Genomic DNA, 13,896 nt, shown 5'->3' with positions numbered 1-13,896 from the left:
TGTGATGTTGCTAATTACTGCCTATTCTATATGTGTTTGTTGCGGTTTGCTCAATTTTTACGTCAAATGAGCGAGACAGTGTCTTAAAAAATACGTCTACATTATCCAGTGGTACAGACCCCGTAAAGGTCTGGCTATTGAGACTGGTGTCTGTTAATTCTATCGTGATGCCAATATTTTCCTGTAGGCTGCGGATCACTTCCGGGATGGAAGCATCGTTGAAATGCAGCATCCGTGTGCGCCAGGAAGAATAATCTTCCGGGTCTACTTTTTTGGCGGCCAGTGCTGCGGTGGCAGCAGACCAGGTAACCATATCGCCGGGCTTCATAGTGATGGGAGCCTTTCTGGCGGCGGCTTTGGGGCCGTTGAGGGTGAGTTGCACCACGCCTTTGTCCAGTACTACCTGTGTTTGTACGCGGCGGGTATTTACATTGAATTCAGTGCCTACTACGTGGATGTCCACATCATTAGTGTGTACAATAAATGCCTGGCCATTATCCTGGTGGGTCACGGTGAAAAAAGCTTCGCCGCTCAGCCACACTTCCCGGGGCTTGCTGCCGGACCAGCGATCGGAATAGCGAAGCGCTGAGTTTACGTTCAGTTTTACCACGGAGTGGTCTGGCAACGCGATGGTGCGCAGCTCTCCCATGGCGGTGTGGATCTCTACCTGCTTTACGGCGGTAAGCTGCCAGGCCGCTATGGCGCCGATGGCTACACCTGCCACCAGGGCGGCATATGCCAGCCAGCGTTTCCAGGAGCGGCCCATGGGCACTACTTTGGCCTTTTGGGGGGCGGCATCAATGCTCTCCACGATGCGTGCCCAGGTAGCGGTGGCGACATGCTCCGGTACCGGGCTGCCGGCATGAATGGCCCTTACGATCTCCATGGCCTCCTGCAGGTCCGCTACCTGGCCCGGGTGCTGCTGCTGCCACTCCGCCCAGAAGGCGTTGCTGGCTGCGTCAGGCTCCAGAACCCACTTGCGAAAAGCAGGAAGTTGTAAAAAATCTTTCATCGTAGAATCGAAGGATGCCATTGGTGATACTTAACAGGTAAAGCAATAAAAGAGCAAAATCTTAGCGCCGTTTTCCAACTTTTTTCAAAAAATCTTGAATTTTCTTAGAAATGGGACAGGTGCAGGGCTAAAAAAGTGATGATCAGCAACTGATCACTGTGCTTTTTTAGATAATTCAGTGCTTTGGAGAGCAGTACATAAGAGGAGTTGAGGCTGAGCGCCATGATCTCGGCGGCCTGGCGGGGATCCAGGCCTTCGTAAAAGCGCAGGTACAGGATCTCCTGCTGGCGCGGGGGCAGTTGGTCCATCACGCGCGTAAGTTTGTGGCGTAGTTCCTGCGAAGCCTCGGCGCCGATGAGCACTTCCTCCGGCGAGTGAGCCTGCAGCCGTTCATTTTCCGTATGTTCAGGGAGTTTGCCGGTAAGGCGTTGCAACTCTGCGGAGAGTTTACGTTTAAGACTGGCCAGCAGGTAATATTTAATATTGTCCGTGATGGCCAGGCGTTCACGGCTTAGCCACAGGGTAACAAAGATATCATGAATGCAGTCCTGCACCAGGCTTTCGTCCGGCGTAATCTTCGTCCCGAAACGATAGAGGGAATCGAAGCTGGATTGGTAAATAAAGGCCAACGCATCCCGATCGCCTTCTATCATCCGTTCCCATAATGCTTTGTCAGGCAGGCCGGCGTACAATATTCTCTCCGTTTTTGTTTGTTGAATGCGATTGCGCTAAAGATAATCAGCGGTAAGATAGCAAACAAGCAAATTTCTTGTACGATCCATCTGATCTCCTGCCAATTTCATGACAAAAGGCCCTTTAAACGGGCCATTTTTCCAAAACAGCCACCCTGGTTACAAAATCGATATAGTCCGGCCTTCTGTCCACTTACACTTTATCCATGTTTTCCTCCCGCTCTGCCGGGCCGTTCTTTGGCGTGGCCTTCCGCTTCACCAGCTTACTGATCATTGGGAACTGGGCTTCCCACATCTGGTAGTAAAGGCCCTGGCGGTGCAGTAATTCCTCGTGCTGGCCTTCTTCCATGACCTGGCCCTGGGCCATTACCACGATCTTATCTGCATTCACGACCGTGCTAAGGCGGTGGGCAATGAGCACAATGGTTTTACCGGCCGCCCTCAACTGCTGTACCGCGTGCTGCACATGCTGCTCCGACCGGGAGTCCAGTGCCGCCGTGGCCTCGTCCAGGATCAGTACCTCCGGGTCTTTGTAAAGTGCCCGCGCTATGGCAATGCGCTGGCGCTGCCCGCCGGAAAGGCTGGCCCCGTTCTCGCCCAGCGGGGTGTTGAAACCCTGGGGCAGGCGTTCTATAAAGTCGAGGATCTGTATGTCGTGGCAAATGCGCACAATGCGTTTTACATCCGGCTCCAGGTCGCCCAGGGCAATGTTCTCTATCACGTTGCCATTGAACAGGTCTACCTGCTGGGGTACCACACTTACGTAGCGGCGCAGGGAGTCCGTGGTGAGGTAGCGGATGTCAAATTCCCCGATCATCACATTGCCAGCCTGCAGGGGATAAATATGCTGCAACAGGGAAAGCAGGGTGGTCTTGCCGGAGCCACTTTCGCCTACAATGGCAGTGGTGCGGCCGCGGGGGATATGCAGGTTCAGGTTCTCAAACACATTGGCCCGGGCGCCGTAGCGGAACATCACTTCCTTAAACCGGATGTCGCCGATCATATCAGGTGTAAGGGCCGTTTTGTTTTCCATGGATTCCCTTTCCAGGTCCATGATCTCGAAAAGACGGTCTGCTGCAATGAGGGCGTCCTGCATAGTCTTGTTCATGCCAATGAGCCCCGCCACCGGCCCGGTAAAGTAGCCGATGAGGGAATAGAAAGAAAGCAACTCACCCGGTGTGAGCTGGTTCTGGATCACAAAACCCGCGCCCACCCACAGCAGCAGGATGGTGAACACGCCGGTGATAAAACTGCTGGAATTGCCTATCCACAGGCCATTCTGGCTGGTGCGGTAAATGGTTTTCAGCACGCGGATGAAGCGGGTTTCTGTTTTCAGGTTCGCATATTCCTCTACCCCGAAGCGCTTGATGGTAGACACGGCATTCACTGACTCTACAAACTGCGCCTGCAGGTCTGCACTTTCTTCCATCAGTTTGCGCTGTGTATGTTTGTTCACCTTGTTGGAGAAAAAATAGATCAGCGCGTAGAAGGGTACGATGGAAACCAGTACCAGCGCCAGTTTCCAGTAATAGGTAAACATGAGCGCAAAGGAAAAAATGAGGATGAAAACGTTCACCGCAAAACTCACCATCACGTCATTCAGGAACACGCGGATCTTCACCGCATCATTCATGCGGGAGATCACCTCGCCCACCCGCATGTTATCAAAGAACTGTTGCGGTAAGCGCAGCAGGTGTTTATAATAACCGAGAATAAGCCGTGCATCGATCTGCTGGCCGGTTTTAATGGTGAGCACCGTGCGCATGTGGTTAATGCAAAGGCCCAGCACCAGCAGGGCCACCATGATCACCCCCATCAGGTTGAGCAGGTTGCCGTTACGGTCGGGCAGTACATTGTCAATGATCTTCTGTAAAAAGATGGAGGTAGAAAGGCCCAGTGCTGTATACACGATGGCGCCAAACATCACCTGTACCAATGTGCTGCGATGTGGGCGGAGCAGGTACCAGAAGCGGGTAAGCGTGGGTACTTTTTCATTGCCTTCGGCAAATGTTTCACCCGGTGTGAGCAGCAGCAGTACCCCGGTCCAGATCTTTTGAAACTGCTCCGGCGTGTACACGTGCAGTTGCCCGTCTGCCGGATCCATTACCTGCACGCCGGAAGGCTTTACCCCATATACCACCACGTAGTGATGCAGGGTTTGATTTACGATCACATGTGCCACGGCCGGCAGGGGAATTTCTTTCAGGCATTCATAGGGGCCGCGGATAGCCTTGCCGGCAAAACCAAGACGGGTAGCGGCTTCCAGCAGGCCTAAAAGGCTGGTGCCTTTTTTGTCGGTACCGGCATACTGGCGTATGCGGGCAATAGGAAGTTGCAGGTGATAATAGGCGGCGATGGAAGAAAGACAGGCCGCACCACAGTCTGTAAGGTCGTGCTGGCGGGCCAGTACCCGGCGGGGCGTTTTCCAGCGCTTAGTTAAGGGCAGTGTCATCATGTTGCAGGTTTGGATTCAGCCAATCATCAGTTTTATCGTAGAGCAATTGATAGAGCGTGCGTTTAGTTACGTGAAAGCGCACCTGGGCGGTCATGCCTTTTTTCACCATGCCTTTATAGCCGTTGTGCAGGGTCAGGTAATCGCGGTCCAGTGCACAGCGTACTTTAAAGTAGGGTTGATGGTTATCGAGGAATACATCGTTGGAAATGGCGATCACTTTGCCGCCCAGGAGCCCCCATTCATTGTAGTTAAAGGCATCCACCTGCACATTTACGGGCGTGCCTTTACGCAGCAGGCCTATGTCTTTGGGCAGTACGTACACTTCCGCAATAAGGCCGGAATCCGGGGAGATCTCGCCCAGTTCTTCGTTCACAGCCACATAGCTGCCGGCCTGTATGCCTTTGAGCTGCTGTATGGAACCACTGGTTACGGCGCGCACGGTGTAGTATTCTTTTTCGTGGTTGTACATGCTTTGCTTGGCCTCCGTTTGTTGCAGTTGCTGGCGTATGCTGGTGAGTTCGCCCTGCCATTCGCTGAACTGCTGCTCACGCGAGAGCTGCAGTTCACCCGCCGTGTTTTCCAGATCCGACTGGTATTTTTCATATTCCGCGGGGGCCACCACGTGCTGGTCAAACAGGGCTTTATAGCGGTCGTAGCTACGCTTTACCTGGGTATAGCGGCGCTGCAGTTCTGCCATTTTCTGCTGGTAGGTTTGGTATTGCTGGCGATAGAGGGTGCTTTGTAATGTGCCACCACGGCCATTTACCAGCTGCTCCAGGTCATGGAGCTGGGCCTGCAGGTCCTGGCTTTGTTCATTTACCAGCATGGTCTGTTCATCCACTGCGTGGGAGCGGATCTTAAAGAGCACCTGGCCTTGTTGCACGTGCATATTTTCTGTAACAAACAGGGAGTCTATACGGCCTTCCACGGGTACGCGGATCACGCTGCGCTCATTACCGGCGCGCAGGATGCCGGAGCTGTGCACGCTCACTTCCACTTTCACAATGCAGATGGTAACGAAAGCGGCAACCAGCAGGAATAAGATCAACAGGTATACGGTGCGGGAGCGGGTATGGTATTGAGCAAAGTGATGCTCCGCGGAAAAACTCACGATCTCGTGGGGAAATATCTGGCGGTCTGACATATGCGGCGGATTAGAAAAAAGACCAAAGGGATAACTACATGGAGTTATCCCTTTTGGTAATGATCTGTAAACTTAAAGTCCTGATCAGGAGTGATTAACGCTCAGGGAAACACCCAGCGAGCCGAGAAGGCCGCCCAGCAGGCCACCAGAATTGGAAGCGCCATTGCTGATACCAATGTTGATGGTGGTGTTACCAAGGCCAAGACCAGTGCCGGAGCCCAGGCCACCGGTAAGGCCGCCGAGGAGACCGCCCAGGCCAGTAGCGCCGGTGAGGCCACCCAGCAGGTTGCCGCCCAGCAGGCCACCCAGGATATCGCCGCCGCCAAGGCCGCCCAGGGTGATACCGCCATTAATGTCTTGCATTTCTTCGCCGGTGAGTTCGAGGATTTCCATAATAAGGATGATTTGAAAAATGTGATGAAATGAGGTTGCCTACTCTTTTCTAAGGGTTTTCAGCTTGCCCCTGCATGCACGTGTAAGGGTGAGACACGATGCACTAAAGGGAAGGCGTGATACCTGCAACGTTGATGCTCCAGTTAGCACCATGACCAGCTGCAGACACGCCTAAGGCTGCGCCGAGCAAAGTAAGGGCTCCGGTAAGATTCAAGCTGCTTGCAGCGGGATTAGCGCTATTAAGGCTGCCGGTAAGGTTGAACAGCAGGTTAGCGCCGAGGAGGCCGAGACTAAGACCTCCATTGATTTCCTGCATCGCCGCAGGAGTTAAGGTTTCAATTTTCATACGGATGTATTGAGGGTTTTACGTAAACAGTACGAAAAGTGGCGATGACATTAGGTTATGGGATCCTGAACTCTTACGGCCAATGTACGACACAAGTTGAATATTTAGATCAACTCAACAAACCCGGTGTGGTGCCGCATCCGGGCCACGCCCGCATACATGAGAGCAAATATTTTCAATTTTATGATTATTTAATATATGTTAATTTATATATGCAATCTGTTGCAATAACTGAATATGCATTGCTTATGGTAAGCCGGTTGAGGGTGGCCGAGGCTTCCGGGCACAGCCAGGCTGGATTGGCCGCAGGCCCGGAAAAAAGAGAAAAAATTTTTTGTTAATGCGCAGGATCGCATGCTTTTTTGCCCTCATATTTTAAAAAAAACGATCGCGCAGGGGTTTGCAGGGCACTTTTCCCGGGGGAAATGCCATCAACCTTGTATACCATCGCCGTCTAAAAACGATCGCGCACGGGTTTGCAGGGGCACTTTTCCCGGGGGAAATGCCATCAACCTTGTGGCCCATCGCTGTCAAAAACGGCTTTATTTCTTCGCTGCATTGTCATCCTCAAGCCGCCCGCTTATCTTTAGCACATGTTTAGAGAAACCAGCTATATCCGCCGTGCCGCTTTTGCCACCGCGCTTTTCCTATGCTGCAGCGCCGCTACCCGCGCCCAGTCTGTCTTTGATGCTTATGCACCGTTATTCACCACCCCGCGCCACTACGTATGCCAGCGCACCGCTGCGCCCCTCAACATTGACGGGCAAGCCACGGAATCCAGCTGGCAGAAGGCTGCCTGGACGCAGGACTTCACCGATATTGAGGGTGATAAACAGCCCGCACCCGCCCTGCGCACCCGCGTAAAAATGCTATGGGATGACAACAACCTTTACGTGTATGCCGAGCTGCAGGAACCGCAGATCTGGGCCAACCTGCAAAAGCGCGACACGGTGATCTTCTACGACAATGATTTCGAGATCTTCATCGACCCGGATAACGACGCCCACCAGTATTTTGAATACGAGGTAAATGCACGCAACACCCTCTTTGACCTGTTCCTCCCCATGCCCTACCGCAATGGCGGCAAGGCCCTCATCAGCTGGGATGCCAAAGGTATCCGCACCGCGGTACACCACCAGGGCACTATGAACAACCCGAAGGATAAGGACATACAATGGAGCGTGGAAATGGCCATCCCCTTTGAGGCCATGCGCTTCTGGAGCCAGAACAAGCCGCACGACAGCACCTGGTGGCGCATTAACTTCTCCCGCGTGGAATGGGATACGGACGTGAAAGACGGGAAATATGTGAAACGCACAGACGCCACTACCCATAAACCGCTGAAGGAACACAACTGGGTATGGTCGCCGCAGGGCATTATTGATATGCATGCACCGGAACGCTGGGGCTACCTGCTCTTTTCCTCCGCCACCGCGGGTGCCAAGGAAAAAGACTTCCAGTTGCCCTTTGGGGAAGACACCAAAAAATACCTCTGGCTGCTGTACTATAAACAGCGGGATTACCGCAAACTGCATGGCAGCTATGCCACCTCCCTGAAGGACCTGGGCATGCCGGAAAAAGTGACCGATACTAACGGTAACGAATACACGCTTTCGCTACAGGCCATTGCCACACAATTCACCGCCCGGCTGCAGTACCGCACCCGTTACTGGAGCATTACCCAGGAAGGCCGGCCCTACTTCACCAACGATTACGAATAACGATACCCCTTGTTTTTATTTACTGGCAAAAACCAACAACATGAATAAAAGACGTTTTTTAAAAGCCATGGGCCTGGGAAGCGCGGCCCTGCTGGGCAGCATGAAAGGAATGGCAGCCCCGTTTTCCGCGCCGGAGGAGGCCCCTTCCCTGCCAATCAGGGAGTCATCTCCTTCAAGGAGCGCATCTCCTTCAAAGGGGGATACGCCACGGCACCGGGTTTGGATCAATCCAAATCCTAAAGACAGTGATACCGACATCTCCATCCACTACACCGCCTATGCACAGGCGGGCGTTACGGATATTTATTTTGAAGCAGACAGTGAAAAGCATTTCCGCGCCGCAAAAGCAGCGGGCATCAATGCCCACCGCTGGATCTGGACGATGAACCGCGGGGAAAAAGACCTGCTGGCAGCCCACCCGGAATGGTATGCACAAAACCGTAAAGGCGAAAGCTGCGCCACCCACCCGCCTTACGTGGACTACTACCGCTGGCTGTGCCCCAGCAAACCGGAAGTGGTGGAATACCTGAAAAATGTAGTGCACACAGAGCTTTCCAAAGATTATGTAGATGGCATCCACCTGGACTACGTGCGCTATTGCGATGTGATACTGCCCGTGCACCTATGGGCCCATTACGGCATTGACCAGAGTAAAGAACTGCCGGAATATGATTTCTGTTATTGCGATACCTGCCGCGCAGGCTACAAAGCCCTCAAAGGCAAAGACCCGCTGGAGCTGGAACACCCGGACCAGAGCCCATCCTGGCGCAAGTACCGCTATGACCGAATTACCAACGTGGTGACCAACCTGGCCAATGTAGCACATAAGCACAAGAAGCCCATTTCCGCCGCCGTGTTTCCCACGCCGGAAATTGCCAAACGCATTGTACGGCAGGACTGGGTAAACTGGCCGCTCAACGCCGTAAGTCCCATGATCTACCACGGCTTTTATGATGAAGATGTGAGCTGGATAGGCGATGCGGTGGAGGAAGGCGTAAAAGCCCTGCACGGCAGGTTTCCACTGTATGCCGGCCTTTACCTGCCAGACTTCCACGACAATATGAACGACCTGGCCCGGGGCATTAAACTGGCCATGGACAATGGTGCCGCCGGCGTATCGCTGTTTGGCACCGTAACACCGGACGTACTCAGGGCCCTGATAGCTGCCAGTGCTTAAAACCCTTATCTTCGCTGCCCTTTAAAACCGCTTTTGCACATGGAAATACCACAGCCAAACGGCGCAATGCTACAGGAACTTGTTACCATGAAAATGCCTTTTGGTAAATACAAAGGCACTACGCTCTGTGACCTGCCCGTATCTTACCTGGAATGGTTTCCGCGCAAAGGCGGTTTTCCGCCCGGCAAACTGGGCATGCTGCTGGAAACCCTGCTGGTGATCAAGACCAATGGTCTCATGGAGCTGCTGGCGCCGCTGCGGAAAGGTGAAGGAGGTGGGAGCTAACCGTTAACTTTTTTTTCTGCCGGAAATACAACAGGCTGACCAGTCCAAATACACCACCAATAACAGATACCGCCATTACTCCCTGTTGGAAGAAGCGCCCCCAGCTCAGCTGTGTATTCCCAAATTCCTTGATGAGCAAAATACTTACGCTGCCCAGGTAGCCCATGGCATCGGCGATGTACATGATGAAGCCCACATTGCCTTTTACACGGAAAGTGGCGATCATGCGCTCGAAGAAAATGGCGTTATAGGGAATGTAACCCATGTACAGGCCCAGGCCCGCAATGCTCATCCACGCATATACATCAATACGGTGTGTGTCAAATAACCAGGTACCAATACCCACCAGTATACAACCCAGGATGATCATCCCGTGAATGATAGTGAATGCTTTGAGGTTATCCTTCACCAGGATAAGGCTGCTGATGCACACCAGCACGATCACGGAGATCATGGAATCTATGCGGGTGTACACGGAGTAGTCATGCACGCCAAAGTTGGCCCAGATCTCCACTTCAAAATTATCCCGCACATCGCGCATAATGGTAAAGAACACGTAGATCACCACCGTAATGATAATACCGGGAAGGAAGTAGTGTACAAAGTGGCGCCGCGCCGCGGCATCCATGGGCGCACGGGCCGTGCGCAGGGCCTTGTCTTCCTCGTTGGGCGGGGGTATCAGCTCCAGACAGGCTACAAAAAAGAGCAGGGGTAATGCAAACACGGCACCGGTTACAAAGGGCATCCAGTACTCGCTGATGCCCAGGCCCTGCATGAGACCGCGCCCGGTGGACTTCACAAAGCCGGAGGCAAATATCAGGCTGGTACTCATTACCGCCGTGAGGAACTCTGTATTGCGCCGCCCTTCCAGGTAGCCGCACACCAGGCCCCAGATCATGCCTAGCGGAAATCCATTCACGAAAAGGAATATGATGTTCCACGGCGCCGGCGTCACTGCAAAGGCAAACAACGCCACCCATGAAATAGCGATCAGCAGCAGGATGTACTGCGCACGGCGTTTGGCCGCGGTTTCCGCAATGAAGCGGATGCCGTAAAATTTGCTCAGCATATAGCCTACTACCTGGGCTATTACCAGCCATACCTTATAATCGACCCCCAGGTAGGCACTTCCTTCAAAAGTACCGGCAGCAAAGGCTTTGCGGAAAGCATACATGGATGTATAACACCCAAAGGAAGCCAGTGCAGCCACCAGGGATGCCACCGGGTAAGGCCATTGCGCCACAACGGCGCGGCCACGCTGCAATAATTTCATCAGCACTTTTTTTATTAAACCTGTGGCGCCAGCAAATGGCGGATGATCATTTTACGGTAATGGTCCAGCGGCGGCAGGGGCTGAAATTCCAGCTTGGCATTGTCATCCCATTCCCGCATTTTAATGAAGAGATTAAACCAGGGATGGTTCTCAAATGCCACCGCTTCCGCTTCAGACATGCGCCCACCCTGGAACTCCAGGGTTTTACGGCTGGCTTCAGACAAGCGCTCGTAGTAAGCGGGGTAGCGGAAAGTGAGGTAGCGCTTGGCCTCCACGTGGGCCTGCACCAGGGTCACTACTTTTTCGGAAAAGCCCTTGGCGCGCAGGTACTGGCCGCCCAGTTGCTCATGGTCCTTGACGCCGTAGCCGTCCATGCTTTCTACGGGCATTATCCGCTCACACAAATGGCCAATGTCATGGAAGAAGGCCGCCAGGACCACTTCTTCATCAAAGCCTTCCAGCTCCGCCAGCTGGGCGGCCTGGCACATATGTTCTATCTGTGATACCGGCTCCCCGATATAATCTTCTTTTCCAAAGTCTTCATACAGGCGGATGATCTCATCTGCAATAGCGGTATTAGCGTACATCTTGCTTCGCGTTTGGGTGGGTTATTAAAATACATGTGTAAGCGGCGGTGCCACGGGGTGGGCAGCGGAGAACTGCATACCCAGCAGCCCCGCAATGGTGGCGGCTATCTGTTGTTGGTACACCTGCTGTTGCGTTTTTATTTCGCCCAGCGCGCGCGTATCGGGGCCCAGGAAAGCCATCCAGATCTGGCCGGATTCTTTCACGTCCTGTCCATGGCTGGTCCAGGTGGGCAGGCCCGCGCCACCACGACCATGATCACACAGCACAATGAGCGTGGTCTTGTTTTTATATTGGGGCTGGCTTTGCAGTGTATGCCAGAGGTCTGCCAGCATGGCGTCTTCTGCGTGGGCCTGCTTCAGGTATTCGTCGTATTTGCCGGCGTGCGCAAATTCATCGGTATCATCAAAGGCGATGTACAACACACGGGGATGGTTTGCCTTCAGGTATTCACGGCCTGCCATGTATGTAAATTCATCAGGACGGCCTCCCAGGTATTTGGGGGACAGCCGCACCTGCTCACCGATCAGCGTCAAGGCCGGTGTGGTAGCGGGGATGGAGTCCATCGCGGCGTTTACATACACACCGCTGCGCGGCATGTTAAGGATGTAGGGAAATGCGTCCCAGGTGCTGAATGCAGCCACCTTGCCTTTGAAGCCGGGCTGCTGGTTAATGTATTCCAGTACGGTGGTGTTCTTGTTATAATTTTTATCGTTGGAATTTACCAGTGTGTCCGGGTAGCCGGTAAACATTTCGTTGTAGCCAGGGTAAGAGAACTGGTAGCGGTTGGCCACGTTCACCAGGTTACCTTCACTACGGTTGCCATAGAGCTGGCCCTGTTTTGCGATGGTGCCCCAGAAAAAAGGCAGCAATCTTTCGCGACTGCTGGCGGTGGAGTCTGCGCCAAAGTTCTTCAGGCTTTCCTGCCCTTCCGGTGCAAAGTGTTCGTTGTGCGCCAGTGCGGTATCTACCCCGCCAAAAATTTCCTGCCAGCGCATACCATCCATGGTCACGATGACGATGTTTTCCGTTTTACGCTGCTGTGCCATGCCGTGGAATGCCGCTACCAGTGTGGCCGCGCAGAGAATTAATTTTTTCATGTCCCGTTATTTTGTAAAGGCATAAAGGAGCCGTGCCACCGGGGCACGACTCCTTTAAAAAATTAAAGGCAATGTTTATTTGCTGCTCAGGAGCCACATTACGCCGTTGATATCATCGTTGCCGCCGTACTGCGATTGCAGGGCTGCTTCGTAGTTATCCGTATTGGCAGAACGCTCTGTAGTGTTATACTGGAAGCGCAGGGGAATACGGTTACTGTTGCCTGTACCATCACCCACGGTGAAGTTGGGCACCCCCGTTCTGCGGTAAGTGAAGTAAGATTCCAGGCCGGAGTGGCGGAAGAGGGCCAGGTAGCGCTGCTGCAGGATCTGCTTCAGGCCCTGTGCACCAGCGGCGTACTTTACGGTAGCCTGGTTGTAGTAGGTATTGAAATCTACCGTTACGTTGTACTTGTCATAGTTACCCAGGCTGGCACCGGGGTGCAGGAAGAACACCGTGAGCGGGCCGGAAACCGGGATACCGTAAAAGTCCATGGAAGCGCGGATGCCTGCTTTGTAGAAAGAATCTGCCGGTGCGCCGGTGTACCAGCCACGGTTAATGCCTTCCGCGATATTGAACATCAGTTCCGGGAAGCCGATCTGGATGCTGGGCTCCGCAGTGTAGGTATCGTAGTAGTGGTGGCGGTTCAGCAGGGAGTACTCCCCATGGTTGTTCCTGGCGTACATGTCTTTCAGTGCCTGACCGGGATCAGCGCCTACAAAGGATTTGAAGTCAGTAGCGCTTTGTTTCAGGGTATCTACCAGGTAGCGGGCCGGTTCTGCGGTAATGTACACGCGCGGGTCCTGCAGGCTATCCAGCAGGTGAATGTAAGTGTTGGACGTGTTGTAGCGCAAGGCATCAAAACCAAAGTTGTCCGGGTTGTTCGGGTACTTGTTAGTGGGGTTGATGTAAGTGTACTGCAGGTTGTCCGTGGCATCGCTCATGAGCGGGTACTTTGCCGGGTTGGAAAGGATCATCGCAAACTGTGCAGGCACGTTGAGGTCTGCATCTGTTGCTTTAAGGCTCAGTTCCAGCAGCAGGCGGATGCGCAGGGTGTTCACCACTTTCTGCCATTTCACCAGGTTGTTTGCCAGGAAAATATCGCCTTTCAATACCTGGCCGGGCGTGGTGTTAGACTGGTCGGGATTGGCAATCAGCTTTGCCAGCTCGGTATTGGCAGAATCCAGCCATATGAAAGCCTGTTTGAAAATGGCTTTCTGGGTATCGTACTTGGGTTGCTTGCCGTTCAGGCCCTGCAGTGCATCGGTCATGGGCAGGTCGCCCACTTCCAGGCTCATTTTGGTGAACAGGTAGGCACGGAAGAATTTACCCAGTGCCTCATACGGGTTGGTGGCATTGGCACCATTGGCCATGGCAGCTTTTTCCATATCCAGCACGTTGGCCAGGGTGGAATAATAATCCGCTGGCACGTCGCTTACCTTGGCACTCAGGCCACCAAAGTCATAACGGTTGTTACCATAGTAATCATAGTTACACAGGTAGTATTGGCCCCAGCGCTCTGCCATGGTGTAGGGCGCTTCATATGTATCGTTGAGGATACCGGTGAAAAGCAGGGAGGGCGCTACTTTTACCGGTTTGTTATTGTTTTCACCCAGGTCGCTGAAACTCTTTTTGCAACTGCTCATTGCAACAACGAGGGCTGCGAGCAACAGGGTGGCGGATAAGATCTTTTTCATACTGCAGCGTTTTTAAAA

The 13,896-nt window shown here is 53.3% G+C and carries 14 protein-coding genes; 4 read left to right on the top strand and 10 right to left on the bottom strand.

Going from position 1 to position 13,896, the window contains the following annotated elements:
- Positions 1 to 10: 10 nt before the first annotated feature.
- From DCC81_RS04285 to DCC81_RS04260, 6 genes are all read right to left on the bottom strand, one after another.
- On the bottom strand, positions 11 to 1,033 hold the full coding sequence (locus DCC81_RS04285) for a FecR family protein (RefSeq protein WP_108685349.1): 1,023 nt from the start codon (positions 1,031 to 1,033) through the stop codon (positions 11 to 13).
- Between the two features lie 83 nt (positions 1,034 to 1,116).
- On the bottom strand, positions 1,117 to 1,665 hold the full coding sequence (locus tag DCC81_RS04280) for an RNA polymerase sigma factor (protein WP_108685348.1): 549 nt from the start codon (positions 1,663 to 1,665) through the stop codon (positions 1,117 to 1,119).
- A 232-nt stretch (positions 1,666 to 1,897) separates the two neighbouring features.
- Positions 1,898 to 4,159, bottom strand: coding sequence for a peptidase domain-containing ABC transporter (locus DCC81_RS04275; RefSeq protein ID WP_108685347.1), 2,262 nt, complete (start codon positions 4,157 to 4,159; stop codon positions 1,898 to 1,900).
- Positions 4,137 to 5,303 (bottom strand): HlyD family secretion protein, encoded by a 1,167-nt coding sequence (locus DCC81_RS04270; RefSeq protein ID WP_108685346.1) that lies wholly within the window; start codon positions 5,301 to 5,303, stop codon positions 4,137 to 4,139. Before DCC81_RS04270 ends, DCC81_RS04275 begins: the two co-directional genes overlap by 23 nt.
- 84 nt (positions 5,304 to 5,387) lie before the next feature.
- A complete protein-coding gene (locus DCC81_RS04265; protein ID WP_108685345.1) occupies positions 5,388 to 5,696 on the bottom strand; it encodes a hypothetical protein in 309 nt (102 codons plus the stop codon).
- 103 nt (positions 5,697 to 5,799) lie between these two features.
- Positions 5,800 to 6,042, bottom strand: a complete 243-nt coding sequence (locus DCC81_RS04260) for a hypothetical protein (RefSeq protein WP_108685344.1) — start codon at positions 6,040 to 6,042, stop codon at positions 5,800 to 5,802.
- Between the two features lie 38 nt (positions 6,043 to 6,080).
- Between DCC81_RS04260 and DCC81_RS04255 the strand changes: the two genes are divergently transcribed.
- The 4 genes from DCC81_RS04255 to DCC81_RS04240 all read left to right on the top strand — a co-directional run bounded on the left by DCC81_RS04255 (position 6,081) and on the right by DCC81_RS04240 (position 9,225).
- On the top strand, positions 6,081 to 6,383 hold the full coding sequence (locus DCC81_RS04255) for a hypothetical protein (RefSeq protein ID WP_133177540.1): 303 nt from the start codon (positions 6,081 to 6,083) through the stop codon (positions 6,381 to 6,383).
- A gap of 252 nt (positions 6,384 to 6,635) precedes the next feature.
- On the top strand, positions 6,636 to 7,763 hold the full coding sequence (locus DCC81_RS04250; RefSeq protein ID WP_108685342.1) for a carbohydrate-binding family 9-like protein: 1,128 nt from the start codon (positions 6,636 to 6,638) through the stop codon (positions 7,761 to 7,763).
- Positions 7,764 to 7,803: 40 nt separating this feature from the next.
- Entirely contained in the window at positions 7,804 to 8,940 is a 1,137-nt protein-coding gene (locus DCC81_RS04245) for a family 10 glycosylhydrolase (protein WP_108685341.1), read from the top strand.
- A gap of 39 nt (positions 8,941 to 8,979) precedes the next feature.
- Positions 8,980 to 9,225, top strand: coding sequence for a DUF3820 family protein (locus DCC81_RS04240; protein ID WP_108685340.1), 246 nt, complete (start codon positions 8,980 to 8,982; stop codon positions 9,223 to 9,225).
- Here the strand turns inward: DCC81_RS04240 and DCC81_RS04235 are convergent.
- The 4 genes from DCC81_RS04235 to DCC81_RS04220 form a co-directional block, all read right to left on the bottom strand.
- Positions 9,176 to 10,498 carry a DUF5690 family protein gene (locus DCC81_RS04235; RefSeq protein ID WP_108685339.1) on the bottom strand — a complete coding sequence of 441 codons (1,323 nt, stop codon included), beginning with the start codon at positions 10,496 to 10,498 and terminating at the stop codon, positions 9,176 to 9,178. The genes DCC81_RS04240 and DCC81_RS04235 overlap by 50 nt on opposite strands.
- A gap of 14 nt (positions 10,499 to 10,512) precedes the next feature.
- Positions 10,513 to 11,085 carry a phosphonate degradation HD-domain oxygenase gene (locus tag DCC81_RS04230; RefSeq protein WP_108685338.1) on the bottom strand — a complete coding sequence of 191 codons (573 nt, stop codon included), beginning with the start codon at positions 11,083 to 11,085 and terminating at the stop codon, positions 10,513 to 10,515.
- 24 nt (positions 11,086 to 11,109) lie between these two features.
- On the bottom strand, positions 11,110 to 12,183 hold the full coding sequence (locus tag DCC81_RS04225; protein WP_205686255.1) for an alkaline phosphatase family protein: 1,074 nt from the start codon (positions 12,181 to 12,183) through the stop codon (positions 11,110 to 11,112).
- A gap of 75 nt (positions 12,184 to 12,258) precedes the next feature.
- Positions 12,259 to 13,878 carry a SusD/RagB family nutrient-binding outer membrane lipoprotein gene (locus tag DCC81_RS04220; RefSeq protein ID WP_108685337.1) on the bottom strand — a complete coding sequence of 540 codons (1,620 nt, stop codon included), beginning with the start codon at positions 13,876 to 13,878 and terminating at the stop codon, positions 12,259 to 12,261.
- Positions 13,879 to 13,896: the final 18 nt, after the last annotated feature.

This window comes from Chitinophaga parva (assembly GCF_003071345.1).
In the GTDB taxonomy this organism is placed as follows: Bacteria; Bacteroidota; Bacteroidia; order Chitinophagales; family Chitinophagaceae; genus Chitinophaga; species Chitinophaga parva.
Note: the sequence above shows the minus strand (reverse complement) of the source record. Positions and strands in the feature narration are given on the sequence as shown.

Bases quoted from the DNA above. Each gene is read 5' to 3' on its own strand.
- DCC81_RS04285 (WP_108685349.1), bottom strand. From the start codon at position 1,033: ATGGCATCCTTCGATTCTACGATGAAAGATTTTTTACAACTTCCTGCT.
- DCC81_RS04280 (WP_108685348.1), bottom strand. From the start codon at position 1,665: ATGATAGAAGGCGATCGGGATGCGTTGGCCTTTATTTACCAATCCAGC.
- DCC81_RS04275 (WP_108685347.1), bottom strand. From the start codon at position 4,159: ATGATGACACTGCCCTTAACTAAGCGCTGGAAAACGCCCCGCCGGGTA.
- DCC81_RS04270 (WP_108685346.1), bottom strand. From the start codon at position 5,303: ATGTCAGACCGCCAGATATTTCCCCACGAGATCGTGAGTTTTTCCGCG.
- DCC81_RS04265 (WP_108685345.1), bottom strand. From the start codon at position 5,696: ATGGAAATCCTCGAACTCACCGGCGAAGAAATGCAAGACATTAATGGC.
- DCC81_RS04260 (WP_108685344.1), bottom strand. From the start codon at position 6,042: ATGAAAATTGAAACCTTAACTCCTGCGGCGATGCAGGAAATCAATGGA.
- DCC81_RS04250 (WP_108685342.1), top strand. From the start codon at position 6,636: ATGTTTAGAGAAACCAGCTATATCCGCCGTGCCGCTTTTGCCACCGCG.
- DCC81_RS04245 (WP_108685341.1), top strand. From the start codon at position 7,804: ATGAATAAAAGACGTTTTTTAAAAGCCATGGGCCTGGGAAGCGCGGCC.
- DCC81_RS04240 (WP_108685340.1), top strand. From the start codon at position 8,980: ATGGAAATACCACAGCCAAACGGCGCAATGCTACAGGAACTTGTTACC.
- DCC81_RS04235 (WP_108685339.1), bottom strand. From the start codon at position 10,498: ATGAAATTATTGCAGCGTGGCCGCGCCGTTGTGGCGCAATGGCCTTAC.
- DCC81_RS04230 (WP_108685338.1), bottom strand. From the start codon at position 11,085: ATGTACGCTAATACCGCTATTGCAGATGAGATCATCCGCCTGTATGAA.
- DCC81_RS04225 (WP_205686255.1), bottom strand. From the start codon at position 12,183: ATGAAAAAATTAATTCTCTGCGCGGCCACACTGGTAGCGGCATTCCAC.
- DCC81_RS04220 (WP_108685337.1), bottom strand. From the start codon at position 13,878: ATGAAAAAGATCTTATCCGCCACCCTGTTGCTCGCAGCCCTCGTTGTT.